This is a genomic window from Idiomarina sp. 28-8 (assembly GCF_000320945.2).
In the GTDB taxonomy this organism is placed as follows: Bacteria; Pseudomonadota; Gammaproteobacteria; order Enterobacterales; family Alteromonadaceae; genus Idiomarina; species Idiomarina loihiensis.
This window is the reverse complement of the sequence record NZ_DF266789.1, coordinates 329,073-345,386: the sequence shown is the minus strand read 5'-3', so window position 1 is coordinate 345,386 and position 16,314 is coordinate 329,073. Positions and strand designations below refer to the sequence as shown.

Annotated in this window: 16 protein-coding genes; 13 read left to right on the top strand and 3 right to left on the bottom strand. The window is 48.1% G+C overall.

What is annotated here, in order from left to right:
• The first annotated feature begins 102 nt into the window (after window positions 1-102).
• The 3 genes from acnB (at window position 103) to RJ32_RS01750 (ending at window position 3,568) form a co-directional block, all read left to right on the top strand.
• The gene (gene acnB / locus RJ32_RS01760; protein WP_034818501.1) at window positions 103-2,691 is read left to right on the top strand and encodes a bifunctional aconitate hydratase 2/2-methylisocitrate dehydratase; all 2,589 of its coding nucleotides are present in this window, start codon (window positions 103-105) and stop codon (window positions 2,689-2,691) included.
• A gap of 274 nt (window positions 2,692-2,965) precedes the next feature.
• A complete protein-coding gene (locus RJ32_RS01755; RefSeq protein WP_034818500.1) occupies window positions 2,966-3,226 on the top strand; it encodes a type II toxin-antitoxin system Phd/YefM family antitoxin in 261 nt (86 codons plus the stop codon).
• 9 nt (window positions 3,227-3,235) lie between these two features.
• Window positions 3,236-3,568, top strand: coding sequence for a hypothetical protein (locus RJ32_RS01750; RefSeq protein WP_034818499.1), 333 nt, complete (start codon window positions 3,236-3,238; stop codon window positions 3,566-3,568).
• Window positions 3,569-3,822: 254 nt separating this feature from the next.
• On the opposite strand, the gene RJ32_RS01745 is transcribed toward RJ32_RS01750, so the two are convergent.
• The gene (locus RJ32_RS01745) at window positions 3,823-5,601 is read right to left on the bottom strand and encodes a DUF885 family protein (RefSeq protein WP_235598895.1); all 1,779 of its coding nucleotides are present in this window, start codon (window positions 5,599-5,601) and stop codon (window positions 3,823-3,825) included.
• Window positions 5,602-5,681: 80 nt separating this feature from the next.
• On the opposite strand from RJ32_RS01745, the gene RJ32_RS01740 reads away from it, so the two are divergent.
• Window positions 5,682-6,647 (top strand): Dyp-type peroxidase, encoded by a 966-nt coding sequence (locus RJ32_RS01740; RefSeq protein WP_034818497.1) that lies wholly within the window; start codon window positions 5,682-5,684, stop codon window positions 6,645-6,647.
• Here RJ32_RS01740 and argR read toward each other — a convergent pair.
• Complete coding sequence (gene argR, locus RJ32_RS01735; protein ID WP_011233732.1) at window positions 6,623-7,096, bottom strand: transcriptional regulator ArgR; 474 nt, start codon at window positions 7,094-7,096, stop codon at window positions 6,623-6,625. The genes RJ32_RS01740 and argR overlap by 25 nt on opposite strands.
• A gap of 187 nt (window positions 7,097-7,283) precedes the next feature.
• On the opposite strand from argR, the gene mdh reads away from it, so the two are divergent.
• A complete protein-coding gene (mdh, locus tag RJ32_RS01730; RefSeq protein WP_034818495.1) occupies window positions 7,284-8,216 on the top strand; it encodes a malate dehydrogenase in 933 nt (310 codons plus the stop codon).
• 481 nt (window positions 8,217-8,697) lie between these two features.
• Here the strand turns inward: mdh and ispB are convergent, their stop codons facing one another.
• Window positions 8,698-9,669 (bottom strand): octaprenyl diphosphate synthase, encoded by a 972-nt coding sequence (ispB, locus tag RJ32_RS01725; protein WP_034818552.1) that lies wholly within the window; start codon window positions 9,667-9,669, stop codon window positions 8,698-8,700.
• Window positions 9,670-9,861: 192 nt separating this feature from the next.
• On the opposite strand from ispB, the gene rplU reads away from it, so the two are divergent.
• The 8 genes from rplU to RJ32_RS01685 all read left to right on the top strand — a co-directional run bounded on the left by rplU (window position 9,862) and on the right by RJ32_RS01685 (window position 16,253).
• Window positions 9,862-10,173: a 50S ribosomal protein L21 gene (gene rplU, locus RJ32_RS01720; RefSeq protein WP_011233736.1), complete on the top strand. Its 312-nt coding sequence runs from the start codon at window positions 9,862-9,864 to the stop codon at window positions 10,171-10,173.
• Between the two features lie 15 nt (window positions 10,174-10,188).
• Window positions 10,189-10,446, top strand: coding sequence for a 50S ribosomal protein L27 (gene rpmA, locus RJ32_RS01715; RefSeq protein WP_011233737.1), 258 nt, complete (start codon window positions 10,189-10,191; stop codon window positions 10,444-10,446).
• Between the two features lie 116 nt (window positions 10,447-10,562).
• Complete coding sequence (gene cgtA, locus RJ32_RS01710) at window positions 10,563-11,720, top strand: Obg family GTPase CgtA (RefSeq protein ID WP_034818493.1); 1,158 nt, start codon at window positions 10,563-10,565, stop codon at window positions 11,718-11,720.
• A gap of 71 nt (window positions 11,721-11,791) precedes the next feature.
• Window positions 11,792-12,292, top strand: a complete 501-nt coding sequence (folA, locus tag RJ32_RS01705) for a type 3 dihydrofolate reductase (RefSeq protein ID WP_011233739.1) — start codon at window positions 11,792-11,794, stop codon at window positions 12,290-12,292.
• Window positions 12,293-12,402: 110 nt separating this feature from the next.
• Window positions 12,403-12,777, top strand: coding sequence for a DUF3718 domain-containing protein (locus RJ32_RS01700; protein WP_011233740.1), 375 nt, complete (start codon window positions 12,403-12,405; stop codon window positions 12,775-12,777).
• Window positions 12,778-12,924: 147 nt separating this feature from the next.
• On the top strand, window positions 12,925-14,370 hold the full coding sequence (locus RJ32_RS01695) for an alpha/beta hydrolase (RefSeq protein ID WP_011233741.1): 1,446 nt from the start codon (window positions 12,925-12,927) through the stop codon (window positions 14,368-14,370).
• A 3-nt stretch (window positions 14,371-14,373) separates the two neighbouring features.
• Window positions 14,374-15,108, top strand: a complete 735-nt coding sequence (locus RJ32_RS01690; RefSeq protein ID WP_011233742.1) for an ATP-binding cassette domain-containing protein — start codon at window positions 14,374-14,376, stop codon at window positions 15,106-15,108.
• On the top strand, window positions 15,108-16,253 hold the full coding sequence (locus tag RJ32_RS01685) for an ABC transporter permease (RefSeq protein ID WP_034818492.1): 1,146 nt from the start codon (window positions 15,108-15,110) through the stop codon (window positions 16,251-16,253). The genes RJ32_RS01690 and RJ32_RS01685 overlap by 1 nt, the downstream gene beginning before the upstream one ends.
• The last annotated feature ends 61 nt before the right edge of the window (window positions 16,254-16,314 follow it).

The window sequence follows — 16,314 nt, the reverse complement described above, 5'->3', positions numbered from 1 at the left end:
TTTTATAGCCCCGTGTCATGGGAATTTAACAGTAAAATCCGTATAATGCGCCGCACTAGTGAACCGTCTAGAATTCATGCAAGCAAATGAGAGGTACTATAAGTGCTTAAAGAATATCGTCAGCACGTAGAAGAGCGCGCCGCAGAGGGCATCCCTCCGAAGCCATTAAATGCCGAGCAAGTAGCCGATTTAGTGGAATTACTGAAAAATCCTCCAGCAGGCGAGGAAGACTTTCTGGTCGAGCTGTTAGCCGAGCGTGTACCACCTGGTGTGGACGAAGCGGCTTATGTTAAAGCAGGCTTTTTAAGCGCCGTTGTTAAGGGCGAAATTGAAAGTCCGGTTGTGAGTAAAGAATACGCAGTGAAGCTGTTGGGCAATATGCACGGCGGTTACAACATCGTCACTTTGGTGGAATTGCTGGACGACTCTCAGCTGGCTGAACTGGCGGCAAAAGAACTGAAAGAAACCATCTTAATGTTCGACGCCTTCCACGACGTGGAAGAGAAAATGAAAGCCGGTAATGCGCTGGCGAAAGAAGTGGTTGAATCCTGGGCCAATGCTGAATGGTTTACCAACAGCGACGAGCTGGCTAAGTCCATTAAAGCAACTGTCTTTAAAGTGACTGGCGAAACCAACACCGATGACCTGTCTCCGGCACCAGATGCATGGTCTCGTCCGGACATTCCTTTGCATGCTAAAGCGATGTACAAAATGCCACGCGAAGGCATTACCGATGCAGGCAAGCAAATTGAAGAATTAAAAGAAAAAGGTCACCCGGTTGCCTTCGTTGGCGACGTAGTGGGTACCGGTTCTTCACGGAAATCGGCAACCAACTCGGTATTGTGGAACATCGGCGAAGACATGCCGGGCACACCGAACAAACGTGCCGGCGGTATCTGCATCGGTTCTAAAGTTGCGCCTATTTTCTTCAACACCATGAAAGACGCAGGTGCGTTGGTGTTTGAAGCCGACGTCGAAAAAATGAACATGGGTGATGTCATCACTATCTACCCATACGAAGGAAAAATCGAGAACGAAGCCGGCGAAGTTATCGCTGAATACGATTATGCGTCTCGCGTAATTTTAGATGAAGTCCGTGCCGGTGGCCGTATTAACCTGATCATTGGTCGTGGCCTGACAGAAAAAGCACGTGAATCCCTGGGCATGGGTCCATCAGACTTATTCCGTAAGCCAGAGCAACCGGCAGACAGCGGTAAAGGTTTCTCGCTGGCGCAGAAGTTGGTCGGTAAAGCTTGTGGTATGGAAGGTGTTCGTCCGGGCGCTTATTGCGAACCTAAGATGACCACTGTCGGTTCTCAGGACACTACCGGTCCTATGACTCGTGACGAACTAAAAGACCTGGCATGCCTTGGTTTTAACTCAGACTTAGTTATGCAGTCGTTCTGCCACACTGCCGCTTATCCTAAGCCCGTTGACGTTGAAACTCAGCACACCTTGCCTGACTTTATCATGAACCGTGGCGGTGTTAGCTTGCGTCCAGGCGACGGTATCATCCACAGCTGGTTAAACCGCATGTTGTTGCCAGACACTGTTGGTACCGGTGGTGACTCACACACGCGTTTCCCGCTGGGTATTTCATTCCCGGCCGGCTCTGGTCTGGTCGCGTTCGCCGCAGCTACAGGTGTTATGCCGCTGGACATGCCTGAATCGGTATTGGTGCGCTTCAAAGGCGAAATGCAGCCTGGTATCACCCTGCGTGACTTGGTTCATGCCATTCCTGCATTCGCTATCAAAGAAGGTCACCTGACCGTTGATAAGCGTGGCAAGAAAAACATTTTTTCAGGTCGTATCTTAGAAATTGAAGGTCTTGATCACTTAACTGTAGAGCAGGCCTTTGAATTGTCTGACGCTTCTGCAGAACGTTCAGCGGCTGGTTGTACTATCGACTTGTCTGAAGAGTCGGTTGCGGAGTACCTGCGTTCTAATATCACCATGCTGCGCTGGATGATAAACGAAGGCTACGGCGATGCGCGTACGCTGGAACGTCGTGCCCGTAAGATGGAAGAGTGGTTAGAAAACCCACAGCTGACCCGTGCAGATAAAGACGCTGACTACTCAACGGTTATCGAAATTGACCTGAACGAGATTAAAGAGCCTATCGTCTGTTGCCCGAATGACCCGGACGACGCGAAGTTCTTAAGCGAAGTTGCCGGCGACAACGTCGATGAAGTTTTCATCGGTTCGTGCATGACCAACATTGGTCACTTCCGTGCAGCAGGCAAATTGTTAGAGAAAAACTCTGACCCATTAAACACGCATTTGTGGATTGCACCACCAACGAAAATGGATAAAACCCAGCTGGAAGCCGAAGGCTATTATGACATTTATGAGCGTAACGGCGTTCGTACGGAAATGCCGGGCTGTTCACTGTGTATGGGTAACCAGGCACGGGTAGAACCAGGCGCAACTGTGCTGTCTACCTCAACGCGTAACTTCCCGAACCGCCTGGGTGATGGCGCAAACGTTTACCTGACTTCTGCAGAGCTTGCAGCTGTCGGTGCTATCGTTGGTCGCCTGCCAACTCCGGAAGAATACATGGAGTACGCACAGGACATCAATTCGATGGCTGGCGAAGTCTACAAATATCTGAACTTCGACCAGATGGATGCCTTCCGCGACGCAGAAAAAGCGGCCAAGGAAAACATCATCCCAACCATCAACGTGGCTTAATGATGGGGAATGGAAACATAATGACCGGTAACAGGAAGACGCGTAGCCTGACATTCATGTCAGGTGGGATATCTCACCTGACGTAAACGTCAGGCTACTTCCTGTTACCGGTCATAATGTTGTTTCCATTCCCAAATAAGTCTCCCTAAAACCGCTTCGGCGGTTTTTTTGTGCCCGATATTCAGTAGCCTGATGTTCACATCAGGTACGATACTTAACTTGTCTTATGGTCTATTAGTGGTCTATATTTAGACTGTTCAGTCGGGAGAGAATCATGCAGATAAAAACCATTAGTTACATTAAACAAAATGCGGCATCGCTGGATGTGGAAGAGCCTATTGTGGTCACTCAAGGCGGCAAGCCTGTCTACCGGATTGAGTCGGAAGCGAGTGCTCGACAGCGCGATGAGGCTATTGCGACACTTAAACTGATGAACCTGGCTGAAAGGGATATTCGCAACCAGAATTTGCTATCCCTTAGCGAAGCGAAAGAAAGGTTAGAGCGTGAACTCGGCACAAAGACGTTTGAGCTTTAGCCCTCACTGATGAATTACGATGCCTATTTCACAGAGCTCAGCTATAAAACACTGGCCACTTTAACTCGTTATATGGAAACCTTTCTCGGTGAAGAGGAGGCCATTCGACTCGGTAAGCAGCTCCTTGATTTCGCCGCAATTAAGCTAGGTGCCAACCCTCTGCAATTTCCTGTTTCCCACGAGCTTGAGACATTAGGTATAGTCGATTATCGAGTGGTGCTTGTGGATAACTATAAAATCTTATTTCGCTTAGATGAGAAAGCCCGGGTGAGCTACGTCATGGCCTTCCTACGACAGAAACAGAATACCCAAGAACTTCTTTATCAGATAACGATTTTGTAGTGAGATCTCTGTGCAATAAACTGATACGTCATCGTTCTGTGTTGGTCAGCGGTGTGTTCGTAAGTTTATAGGGCAGGTTCTTCACTTATGAGCGTTATGAGTGTTGAGTACTTCTGTGGCGGAGTGTCGAAGGCCATGGAAGGCCTTCGTCAAGCCCTCATGGATGAGCTCGTAGCGTCTCCGTCACAGAAGTACTCAATGCTCAAGCGAAATAAGTGAAGAACCTGCCCCTACCTGATAGCGGGGCTTTTGTTCTATTTCTGTTCAGCAATCCAGTCGTTGATGTGCTGCTCGAGTACTTTCAGTGGCACGCTGCCGTTTTCTAGTACCGCGTCGTGGAACTCACGAATATCGAACTTATCACCCAGCTGTTGCTCGGCTTCTGCACGCAAACGCTTAATGGTCAGTTCGCCCAACTTGTACGAAAGTGCCTGTGCAGGCCAGGTAATGTAACGGTCAATTTCGGTTTTCACGTTATGCAGTGACAACGCGGTGTTGTTGGCCATAAAGTCCATTGCGCGTTCACGGCTCCAGCCTTTGGCATGCATACCGGTATCCACCACTAAGCGCGCCGCGCGCCACATTTCATAGCTTAAACGACCAAAGTTGCTGTAAGGGTCTTCATAGAAACCGGCTTCCAGACCTAAGTACTCAGAGTACAGACCCCAACCTTCACCAAACGCAGAAATATAGGTTTGCTGGCGGTACTCTGGTAAATCTTCCAACTCGCCGGCAATCGCGTTTTGTAAATGATGACCCGGAACGGCTTCGTGCAATGTCAGGGCTTCCATCTGATAAAGCGGACGGCGATCCAGTGCGTAGGTATTGACCCAGTAGAAACCGGCGCGGTCGTCGCGATTCGTTCCAGAATAGCGACCTGTGGTGTATTTCGGTGCTATTTCTTCAGGAACCGGGGCAATGCCGTATGGCTTCCGTGGTAGGGTCTTGAACAGCTTGGGTAATTCGCCATCCATCTTTTTTGCTATCCAGGCAGCGTAATGCAGCAATTCTTCTGCGGTTTCCGGATAGAACTGGTCGTCGGTACGTAAGAACTCGACGAACTCATCAAAGCTGCCATCAAACCCGCTTGCTTCAATAGCTTCCAGCATTTCACCACGAATACGCGCCACTTCCTGTAGACCAATTTGGTGAATTTCATCCGCAGTTAAATCTAACGTAGTGTAATGTTTAATACGGTTTTGATAAAAAGCGTCGCCATTCGGCAGTTCGCTGGCACCAACGGTTTCACGTGCATTTGGAAGATACTCGGTGACCATAAAGTTGAAGTAGTCGTCATACGCCGGCATGACTTGCTGGTCAATGGCTGTTAAGGCATCTTCTTTTAGTTGCTTCCATTGCTCGTCATTAATAAAGCCCGGTTGTTCGGAAAACGGCGAGAAATAAACGCTTTGATCAGCGTCCTGTACAATGTAGGCCAGTATACTCTCTTCAAAGCCCGCCATGGCGGAAGCTGGCTGGGTATAACCTTCTTCTATCGCCTTACGCAACCAATGCGTTTGTTGTTCCATGTAACGAGGAATGGAACGCAGTTTCGCAATGTAATTCTGATAATCTTCAGCCGAAGAGAACGAGGTGTACGATGGCATAAAAGCAAGAGAACTATGGAAACTACCCTCTGCTGTCAATGGCATGTAGTGTGCTTTAAAACGATACTCATCTACTTTATTTTTTAACGTATAATGAATCATCGCATGATTAATTTGGTCATCCCGGCTAAGCGCGTTAAGGTTAACGGCGTTAAGCTGTTCGAGCCACTTTGAGCGTTGTTGATAGCGTTTTTCTAACGCCTCCGGTGACATATCGGTCAGCTCAGTATCGCTGGACTTATTCAGTTCTTCCCAGATAGTGTCAGCCAGCTGATGAAACTCGGCAGCAGGGCTCTGTTGCTGTGTGCTGCTACGCTGGGTTTGGTTATCAGCTGTGGTGGTGCAGGCAGTAACGCCCAGCAAACCAAAAATAAGTATCAGATTACGCATGATTTTTCCTTGCGGTGTCATAACGAATACAGGCATTCTATAATGCCTCTTACGCTAATTAATGTAAAAGCGAATAGAACGAACCCACAAAAATAACAGTTAAATGGGAGAATAGGGTGGATAAAGCTCAGTCAGGAGTCTACGCGGAACCTAATCTGCATGGTCTGACGTTGTTTTGTCACGTCATGAGCGACGACGTTGAAAGTTTACGTCGCAAGTTAGCTCGCTTTCCAGCAATTTTACGCGATCTTGACGCCCGTTTCTCTGAAGGCATGTTAACAGGCTTTGTTGGCATAGGGGCGGACTACTGGGATATTCTCTATCCGCATAAGCGCCCGTTGCACTTGCAGGCTTTTCCCGAGCTCAGAGATGGCGACCGTGAAGCGCCAAGACACCCCTATGATCTTGTTATACAGATTCGTTGTGATCGTTTTGACGCTAACTACTTGGCGGGACGTACGTTAATGGAATGGTTTGGCTACGACATTGAAGTGGCTGAGCAAATCCGTTCCTTTCGTTATCTGGACGGCCGCGACTTAACCGGCTTTATCGATGCTCCGGATAACCCGCGGGGTATGCGCAAGCGTAAAGTCGCTTTAGTTGAGGCGCAGGACGATGCGGACTTTGTCGACGGCAGCTACTTATTCGTACAGAAGTTTCGGCATGACTTGCGTCGTTGGGACTACTTAGGCCCTGAAAAGCAGGAACTGCTAATGGGACGCGAGAAAGTATCTGGTGAACGTTTATCAGAAGCCAAAATAGAAGGTGTCACTCACGCTGCGAAAAGTCGCTTAATTGATAGTAGCGAACAGCCTATTCCACTATTGCGGCAGAATATGCCCTGGGGCGACTTGCGCGAACAGGGGCTTCTGGCAATGTATTTTAGCCATTCGCCTAAAATGGTTGTTCAGTGGCTAAAGAACCGTTATTACGCCGACGAACAGGGAGCTTACGACCCTTTACTAGATTACTCACAAGCCGTGTCCAGCTCAGGTTTTTTTGTTCCTTCAATGCGCTTTATGGAAGCGAACAAAGAAGTTGCCGAAGACATAGCGGATTATGAAGAGGGCAGTACCGCCTGATTCGCAAACAGCTCGCGTACTTTTCGCAGAGTGAATTCAATATCAGCAACTTTAAGCGGTGCAATAAAAATCGTGTCGTCACCAGCAATAGTGCCAAGTACACCTTCTTTTTTACCGACCGAGTCCAGCAACCGCGCAATTAACTGAGCGGCGCCCGGACTTGTGCGAATAATGACCATCACATCATTATGCTGAATATCCAGTACAAGCTGGCTTAATGGTGCCCGGGTGGAAGGCACGGCTAAATCAGGCGGTAAACAGTAGACCATTTCCTGTTTCGCATTGCGGGTACGAACCGCTCCTTGCTTACTCAGCATGCGCGACACTTTAGACTGGCTAATGTTATCAAAGCCCTCGGCTTTTAAGGCGTTAACAATTTCCCCTTGAGAGCCATAACGCTCTTCGCGGAGCAAAGTTTTAAAAGCTTCGAGTAACGTGTCCTGCACCATGTGAGTGTCAAATTCCTATGCTGTTTACGTGCTATAATAATAGACAGTGTACTGCATAAAGATGCGCTATTCGAGTGCTGAATGTGTATCGCGCAAAGTTGTATTTTTATTGATATAGGAGTACAGTTTTGCCCCAAATTCTGCATTTTTAAGCAGTTTAAATTGACCAACAAAAACGGAGTCTGAGATGAAAGTAGCCGTATTAGGTGCGGCCGGTGGTATCGGCCAGGCATTGTCATTACTTCTGAAAACCCAATTACCAGCAGGTTCAGAATTATCGTTGTATGACGTTGCGCCAGTAGTTCCAGGTGTGGCGGTTGACTTAAGTCATATCCCTACCGACGTGAAAGTAACAGGCTTCGGTAAAGACGACTTAGCATCAGCATTAGTTGGCAGCGACATCGTATTGATTCCTGCCGGCGTACCACGTAAGCCAGGTATGGATCGCTCTGACCTGTTCAACATGAACGCCGGCATCGTTAAAAACTTAGTTCAAGGCGTTGCAGAAAACTGTCCTAACGCTTGTGTTGGTATCATTACTAACCCAGTAAACACCACGGTTCCAATCGCTGCCGAAGTCCTGAAAAAAGCAGGCTGCTACGATAAGCGTAAACTGTTCGGTGTTACTACGCTGGACGTTATCCGTTCAGAAGCCTTTGTTGGTGAGTTGCGTGGTCTGAACCCGGAAAACGTTAACGTACCAGTTATCGGTGGGCATAGCGGCACAACCATTTTGCCATTGCTGTCTCAGGTTGAAGGCGTTGAGTTTACAGAGCAAGAAATCAAAGACTTAACTCACCGTATCCAGAACGCAGGTACCGAAGTAGTTGAGGCCAAAGCTGGCGGCGGTTCAGCAACCCTTTCTATGGGTCAGGCAGCAGCACGCTTTGCCTTGTCACTGCTGAAAGGCCTGCAAGGTCAGGACACTATCGAGTGCACCTACGTAGAAGGCCCGGGCGACAACGCTAAGTTCTTCGCGCAGCCAGTACGCTTAGGCAAAAACGGCGCAGAAGAAATCCTGTCTTACGGCAAACTCAGTGCATTCGAACAAAAATGCATGGACGAAATGCTAGACGGCCTGAAAGGCGACATCCAAACTGGCATCGACTTCGCCAGCTAAGCTGAAACATTGGGGGCGGGCCAGCATTGGCTGGCCATTGCAGGTTATCTTCCGAAAGACGCCTGCAAGTACGTCCCTGTAAGGCTTGGGCAGCGCCATCCTTGGCGCTGCACACTTTCTCCAGATAACCCGCAATGGCTTTACGCCAATACTGACCAACCCCCCAATATTTCCACATTACTTTCTCTGAAAGGTATGTAGCCTGACGTTCACGTCAGGTTCAATGTTCAAATATCTCACCTGATGTGAACATCAGGCTACGGAAATGGTTGATGGGGCAGGCTGTTGGATTGCGAGCGTTACGAGTGTTGAAGGTTTCTATGGCGGAGTGTCGAAGGCCATGGATGCTTATTGGAAATGCCTAAAGCGGGAAGGGTTGTGTTTCGGAGGTGTGTAGCGCCATGGATGGCGCTACACAAGCCCTACAGGGATGTATTCACGGGCGTCCTCCGAAACAGAACCCGCTCCCCCAAGGCATTTCTTACGCCACCCGGTCGACTGCAAGGTGGGTTAGGGTGAGCAGGGCTTGTTTGTAGTCGGAGTTTGGGAGTTCACTTAGGGATTCACGCGCTTGTTCGGCGGCTTCTAAGGCTTTGTCGCGTGTGTACTGCAAGGCTCCCGTTCGTTCCATAGCGGTTAGCACGGTTTGTAAGTGCTCACGCCCGTCGCCTTGTTCAATGGCTTCACGAATCAGCTTTTGTTCTACGTCGTTGCCATGCCACATTGCGTATAAAAGCGGTAGCGTTGGCTTACCTTCAGCTAAGTCATCACCCGCATTTTTGCCCATAGATTCGCTGTCCGCAGTGTAATCCATTAAATCATCTACCAGCTGAAAAGCAGTGCCCAGGTAACGACCGTAGTCGGCCAGTTGCTGGGTTACTTTTTCGTCTTGTGCGGTTAAGACACCGGCTAACTCTGTAGCTGCTTCAAACAACTTGGCGGTTTTGCCGTAAATAACATTAAAGTAGCTGGCTTCTGAGGTATCCGGGTCGTTACAGTTCATTAACTGCAGTACTTCACCTTCAGAAATGATGTTGGTGGCATCCGCTAAAATCCGCAGAATCCGCAGTGAGTCTAAATCGACCATTAACTGAAAAGCGCGGGTATAAAGGAAGTCACCAACGAGTACGCTGGCTTCATTACCGAACACTGCGTTGGCGGTTTTGCGTCCGCGGCGCAGTTCCGATTCATCAACGACGTCGTCGTGAAGCAGAGTCGCGGTATGAATAAACTCGATAATCGTAGCAAGTTTGCGGTGGTCGTTACCTTCATAACCCAGAGCCCGACAAGCTAATATGGCGAGCAGCGGCCGTAAGCGTTTACCGCCACTGTTGACAATATAAAGGCCTAACTGGTTAATTAAGGCAACATCCGATTGAAGTTGTTCACCTATTAATGCATTAACACCAAGCATGTCGTCTTTGGCTAATGCGTTAATGGACTGCATATCCATCATAGATATCTGTTTATTTACAAAATTTAACGGAAAAGGGATGGTACACTATTTATAGCAGAGCGGAAACTCAATCCGCGGTAAGCGGTGCCGCTTTTAAGTTCAAATTAAGGGTTGCGATCGCTGACTGGATTACGTACAATTCGCGCCCTGATTTGAATTTGGATGCCCAATAGGGTTGTGGAGAATAATATGTACGCAGTATTCCAAAGTGGCGGTAAGCAGCACCGTGTGTCTGAAGGCCAAATCGTCCGCCTGGAAAAACTGGAAGCAGCTACCGGTGATGTAGTTGAATTCGACCAGGTTTTGATGGTTTCTGACGGCAACGATGTAAACATCGGTGCTCCGTTCGTGTCCGGTGGTAAAGTGAAAGCGGAAGTGATTGATCACGGTCGTGGCGATAAAATTAAAATCGTTAAGTTCCGTCGTCGTAAGCATTCTCGCCGTCAACAAGGCCATCGTCAGTGGTTCACGGAAGTGAAAATCACTGGTATCAACAGCTAATTAAGGAGTAACGACATGGCACATAAAAAGGCTGGTGGTTCTACTAAAAACGGTCGCGACTCAGAGAGTAAACGTCTCGGTGTTAAGCGCTTCGGTGGTGAGTCTGTGTTAGCAGGCAACATCCTGGTTCGTCAACGTGGTACTAAGTTCCACGCTGGTGCGAACGTTGGTATTGGTAAAGACCACACATTGTTTGCAACCTCAGAAGGCAAAGTGTCTTTTGATGTGAAGGGCAGCAAAAACCGTAAATTTGTGAGCGTTATTACTGACTAATAATGCGAACATAAACTGAAAAGTTTCGGTTCTGAAAGCCCTGCCTTACGGCGGGGCTTTTTCATATGTGCTAGAATTTTGCACAGTATTCTATAAGTGATAAGTAGCAGATTGCGATGAAATTCGTTGATGAAGTAGAAATCCGCGTAGACGCGGGTGACGGTGGTAATGGTTGTATCAGTTTCCGTCGCGAAAAATATATTCCCAAAGGCGGCCCTGACGGCGGCGATGGTGGCGACGGCGGTGATGTCTATCTAGAAGCAGACGAGAACCTGAATACCCTTATCGATTATCGTTTTGAACGTTTTCATAAAGCTGAACGCGGTAAAAACGGTATGGGCAAAAACTGTACGGGCAGGCGCGGTAACGACATCGTGCTGCCGGTTCCTCCTGGTACCCGCGCTACCGATATTGATACTGGCGAAGTTCTTGGCGATTTGACGAAACATGGTCAACGTTTAATGGTAGCCAAAGGTGGTTTCCATGGTCTGGGTAATACGCGTTTTAAAAGCAGTATAAACCGTGCGCCACGACAAAAAACCGATGGTACTCCTGGCGAAGTACGCCCGCTAAAACTGGAACTGATGTTGTTGGCTGATGTTGGTTTGCTGGGTATGCCGAATGCCGGTAAATCGACTTTTATTCGCTCGGTTTCCGCAGCACGCCCTAAAGTAGCCGACTATCCGTTTACCACCCTGATACCAAACCTGGGTGTTGTGCGTCCCGCTCCGCATCAGAGTTTTGTTATTGCCGATATCCCCGGTCTTATTGAAGGCGCGGCCGAAGGTGCTGGACTAGGCATACAATTCCTAAAACATTTAGAGCGCTGTCGTTTATTACTGCACTTGGTAGATTTAGCCCCGTTTGATGAAACCGACCCTGCCGAGCAGGCGCGTATTATTATCAACGAGCTGGAAAAATACAGCCCGAAACTGGCTGAAAAGCCACGCTGGCTGGTCATCAATAAAGTCGACTTGCTGCTGGACGAAGAGGTTCAGGAGAAAGTAGACGAGCTGGTTAAATCTCTGAACTGGGACGGCCCGGTGTTCCAAATCGCAGCTCTGGAAGGGCGTGGCAGCGACGCGCTTTGTCGTGAGGTAATGTCTTATCTTGAAACATTGCCAGCACCTGACACTGAGCAGCATGAAGAAGCCGACCCGGTTGAGTTCATGTGGGACACTTACCACGAAGAAGTTCTTGAAGAAGAGATGGATGACGAAGATGACGACGACGATGACGATGATCACGACGTCGAAGTTATTTATCAGAAGTAGCCTGACATTGATGTCAGGTGAGGTCTTGGTCCTGACGTAAGCGTCAGGCTACGCATTAAGGATATCGCCGAATGAAAATATCACTCGTGGTTGCTATGGCCGATAATCGGGTTATTGGAAAAGATAACAAAATGCCATGGCACCTGCCGGACGAGTTGCAATATTTCAAAAAAATTACCTTAGGTAAGCCAATTGTTATGGGGCGCCGGACTTTTGAGTCAATTGGTCGTCCTTTGCCCGGCCGCAAGAATATCGTTCTAAGCCGTCGAACGGATCGTTCGGAAAATCAGGACAGTCAGGTGGTTTGGGTGTCTGGGGTGCAACAGGCAATAGCCGCTGCAGGTCCGGTTGAGGAACTCATGATTATCGGCGGTGGAAAAATTTATGAGAAATTTTTACCCCTCGCAGACCGACTATATGTTACTAAAATAGAACTAAATGTTGAGGGTGATACTTACTTTCCCGATTATCATCAAGTCGCCGACTGGCAAGAGATAGAGCGGCAAAACTTTGCCGCTGATGAGCGCAACTCCCATAACTTTAGTACTCTTATTTTCGACAGAGTAAGTTAATAAGAAGTTATAAATTCAGTAACTTACATGTATTTTAAGCCATTGCAGCAGGCTTGAGTTCGTAGTATCATCTTGATGAATTTTTGAACAATCTTGTGATGGGGTTTTAGATGAAAGCAATTGTATTAGGCACCATGATGGCTGCCGTTGCGGCAACTGGCGTAACGTTTTCAAAGAGCGCAGAGGCAAATGAATTAGCCTTAAGCTTATGCACATACGTACAGGGTGATGACACCATGCGTATGCGTAAAAAATTACGTGATGCTCGTGTCCGCGTACGCGATATTTACAGTGGTATTCAGTGTAATGGTCAGAGCTTATTGCAATTTGCCATGTCAAATGGCTCACAAGACATTGGTGAGTTCATTGTTGGTCGCTTGTCAGTAGATGAACTGAAAGCTTCTGGCGACTACGAATGGGCGCAATCTAACGGTCATGGCAGCAGTGCAATTGCAGTAGCAATTAAAGATCGCGCTGGCCTGTAAGTTAGGCACTAATAAAATTATTTTCTAAAAGCCTGCAATTTTTGCGGGCTTTTTTACATCTTCTAACAAATCAATCAGTGACTTACCTTGTAATTCTCCCCTGTTCTCTACGACAATAGATCCGTTGCATATATAAACGGAACCGCTATGAAACAATGGATGGCATTATCGCTACTGTTACTGGGACTGATACCGCATAGCGGTCAGGCACAGACAAAAATAAATGAAGCTTCGGGCTGTTATTTACCCGGCGTGCAAGAGAAACTGCACTGTGGCACAGTTTCAGTTCCTGAAAATTACGAACAACCCGACGGCAAGCATATTGGTATTTACTACGCGATTCTTCCCGCTATTCAGGAAGGAGCGCAAGCCGATCCTATGCTCATTCTGGCCGGAGGGCCGGGACAGGCCGCTACCGAATTAACTCCAATGATAGCGCGTATGTTCGAAGCGGTGCGTCAAAAGCGCGATATCCTTCTAATTGATCAGCGTGGCACAGGTAAAAGTCACCCGCTTGAATGTGGTATTGAACGCCCTGATGAATTGATACGAGCTGACGATGAGCAGGACCTTAGAGCCTTGAGTCGTGAATGTCAGGAACAGTACCCTGATACAGACACAACGCAATATCATACGGTTAACGCAGTTAAAGACTTTGAGCGAGTACGTGAACATTTAGGTATAGAGCAACTGAACCTTTATGGCGGCTCTTATGGAACGCGCGTTGGACTAACTTATTTACGTGAAGCACCGAGCTCAGTTCGTACGGCTACCCTCGATGCCGTAGCTCCGCCTCAGGTAATCATCGGGCCTTTTGGTCAACACGGAGCCAATGCATTTGACGAAATGCTCAAAGACTGTTCCGAACAAAGCCCGTGTCATGAGAAGTTCCCTAACCTAGAGCAAGAATACTATGAGGTGATGAGTGAGCTTGAAGCTGAGAATATATTGCTGGAAACGCGTGACCCCCTCTCTTTTGAGCCGCTGGAAATAAAACTGACTCCCGGGCGTTTTAGCTCAATTATTCGTGTTGCTTTATATCACCCCAGTACTCGTCAGTTATTGCCTTACGCGATTCACTCAGCAGCTGAAGGAAACTACCATGCAATACTGGGGCTGATGGGCGGTACTATGTCACAAAACAGTATTTACCTGGGGCTTATGCTCTCGGTTGTGTGTGGCGAAGACTTGCCAAGGGCGACTCCTGAGCTTTTCGCTCAGGACGGCAACAATGAGTTTATTGGCAGCCGCACCGGTGATGCCTTTGTCGACATGTGTGCGGGTTGGCAATCATCGAGTGTTCCATCTTATTGGTCCGATCCGGTTGTTAGTGATAAGCCGGTTTTGTTGTTATCGGGAGAGCTGGACCCGGTGACGCCTCCGGAATGGGGCGAAATTGCCCACAGAACCTTACCTAACAGTAAACATCTGATTGCACCTAACGCCGGGCATACCATAGCCAGCCATACCTGCGCTAATAAGCTCATTGCAGATTTTATCGAGCAAGGTTCTATCGAAAATATTGATGGCAGCTGCTTAAAAGAACAAAGGCTGAAGCCATTTGTGCTGAACCAGAATGCAGCGGGGCTATAAATAATGATAAACGTAGATGCACTGACAAAAACATTCAAAAATGTGCAAGCGCTGGACTCTCTTTCATTTCAGGCAAAAGATGGCGAAATTACCGGGCTTCTTGGGCCTAACGGAGCCGGGAAAACGACTTGTCTGCGTATTATTTACGGGTTGTTGCAGGCAGATACCGGCAAAGCAGAGATTGAAGGTGTTGATGCCAACCAGAACCCGATTGATGCACGCCGTAACCTCGGTATATTCCCTGATAAATTCGGTTTATACGAACGCTTGACCGTACGCGAGCAAGTAGCTTATTTCGCCGGGCTGCACGGGCTAAAAGGCACGGAGCAAAAGCAGGCGGTTGAGAAGGTGATAGAGAAGCTGGATATTAAAGAGCTTGCAGACCGTCGTACTGCTGGTTTTTCACAAGGCCAGCGGATGAAAGTCGCATTGGCTCAGGCTTTAGTACACAGCCCAAAACATCTAATTCTGGATGAACCCAGCCGCGGTCTTGACGTTATGAGTACCCGAATTTTAAGAGATGTGTTGCGCGAACAACGCGCTCAAGGCACCTGTATCTTGTTTTCCAGCCACGTTATGCAGGAAGTTGCCGCTCTATGTGACCGAGTGGTGGTGATGGCAAAAGGCAAAGTTGCAGCTGAAGGAACACCGCAGGAGCTGTGCGATATGACCGGCGAGCAACAGCTGGAAGACGCCTTCGTTAAAATTATCGGTACCGACGAGGGGATAGCAGCCTAATGAGTGCATTAACTTCCGTATGGAAAAAAGAGTTCCGGGACGCTATTCGTGATAAACGTTCTGTTTTAGCGGCAATGTCCTATGCGTTTTTTGGCCCTTTATTAATGGCCGTAGCCTTCTTTTTCTTAATAACCCAACTGACCGACCCAGCAGACGTTGAAATTACCATTGAAGGCAAAGAAAATGCCCCTCAACTCGTTGAATTTTTGAACGAACGTGGTGTTGTTGCTAAAGAAGGGGAGTGGGCGAAAACCGAAACGCCAATAATATTGACCTTACCGCAAAACTGGCAGGAAAGTGTGAGTAAAGCTGAGCCGGTAGAGGTAACCTTGCGTGCTGATTGGTCTGCACAAAAACAGCAGACCGAAATTAAGCGTGTAGAGCAGGCCGTTCAGGCATACTCCAGTCAAATAGCGGCTTACCGTCTGACTTTACGGGGTGTGGATCCGCGTGTCGTGCAACCAATACAGTTACAAAAGCAAGACTTAGCAACCCGGGGCTCAAAAGCGGCCTTGATTATGGGCAGTGTGCTGGTATTTATTATCTTGTCTGTATTCTGGTCTGGTATGAATGTGGCTATTGATATCAGTGCTGGTGAGCGTGAACGTAACTCGCTGGAATTTTTGCTGAGTCAGCCGTTAAGCACCTGGGACATTGTTACCGGTAAAGCACTGACCGCAACGACCTTTTCATTGTTCGGGGCAATACTGTCACTGGTACTCATACCCATTATATTTGCCTACGTTCCATTACACGAAATTGGTATGAACGTGAACTTTAGTGTGGGTATGATGCTACTAATGTTTGTTTTGCTGGTACCGCTAGCTTTGTTCGCGACCGCCCTGCAATTGTTTGTGTCCTTTCGCGCGAAAAACTTCAAAGAAGCACAAACCTACATCAGCTTCTTATTGATCATTCCCATGGCAGCGTCATTCGGTGTCGAATTTGCACGGCTTAAAAATCTAATTCTCTACTATCTCCCGCTAACCGGTCAGCATCAGGCTTTTCTGTCACTGATACGCGGTGAGAACGTGAATGTCATGGGAACGGTCATCAGCGCAATTGCCACCCTGGCAGCCGCATTGCTGCTAATGAAATACATAGCCCGAATGCTCAAAAGCGAAAAAATCGTCTTCGGCCTGTAGCGGGGCTGAATAGCGAGCGCTGAGGTTACAAGGGCCATTGTGGAGGACGCCCGTAAATACA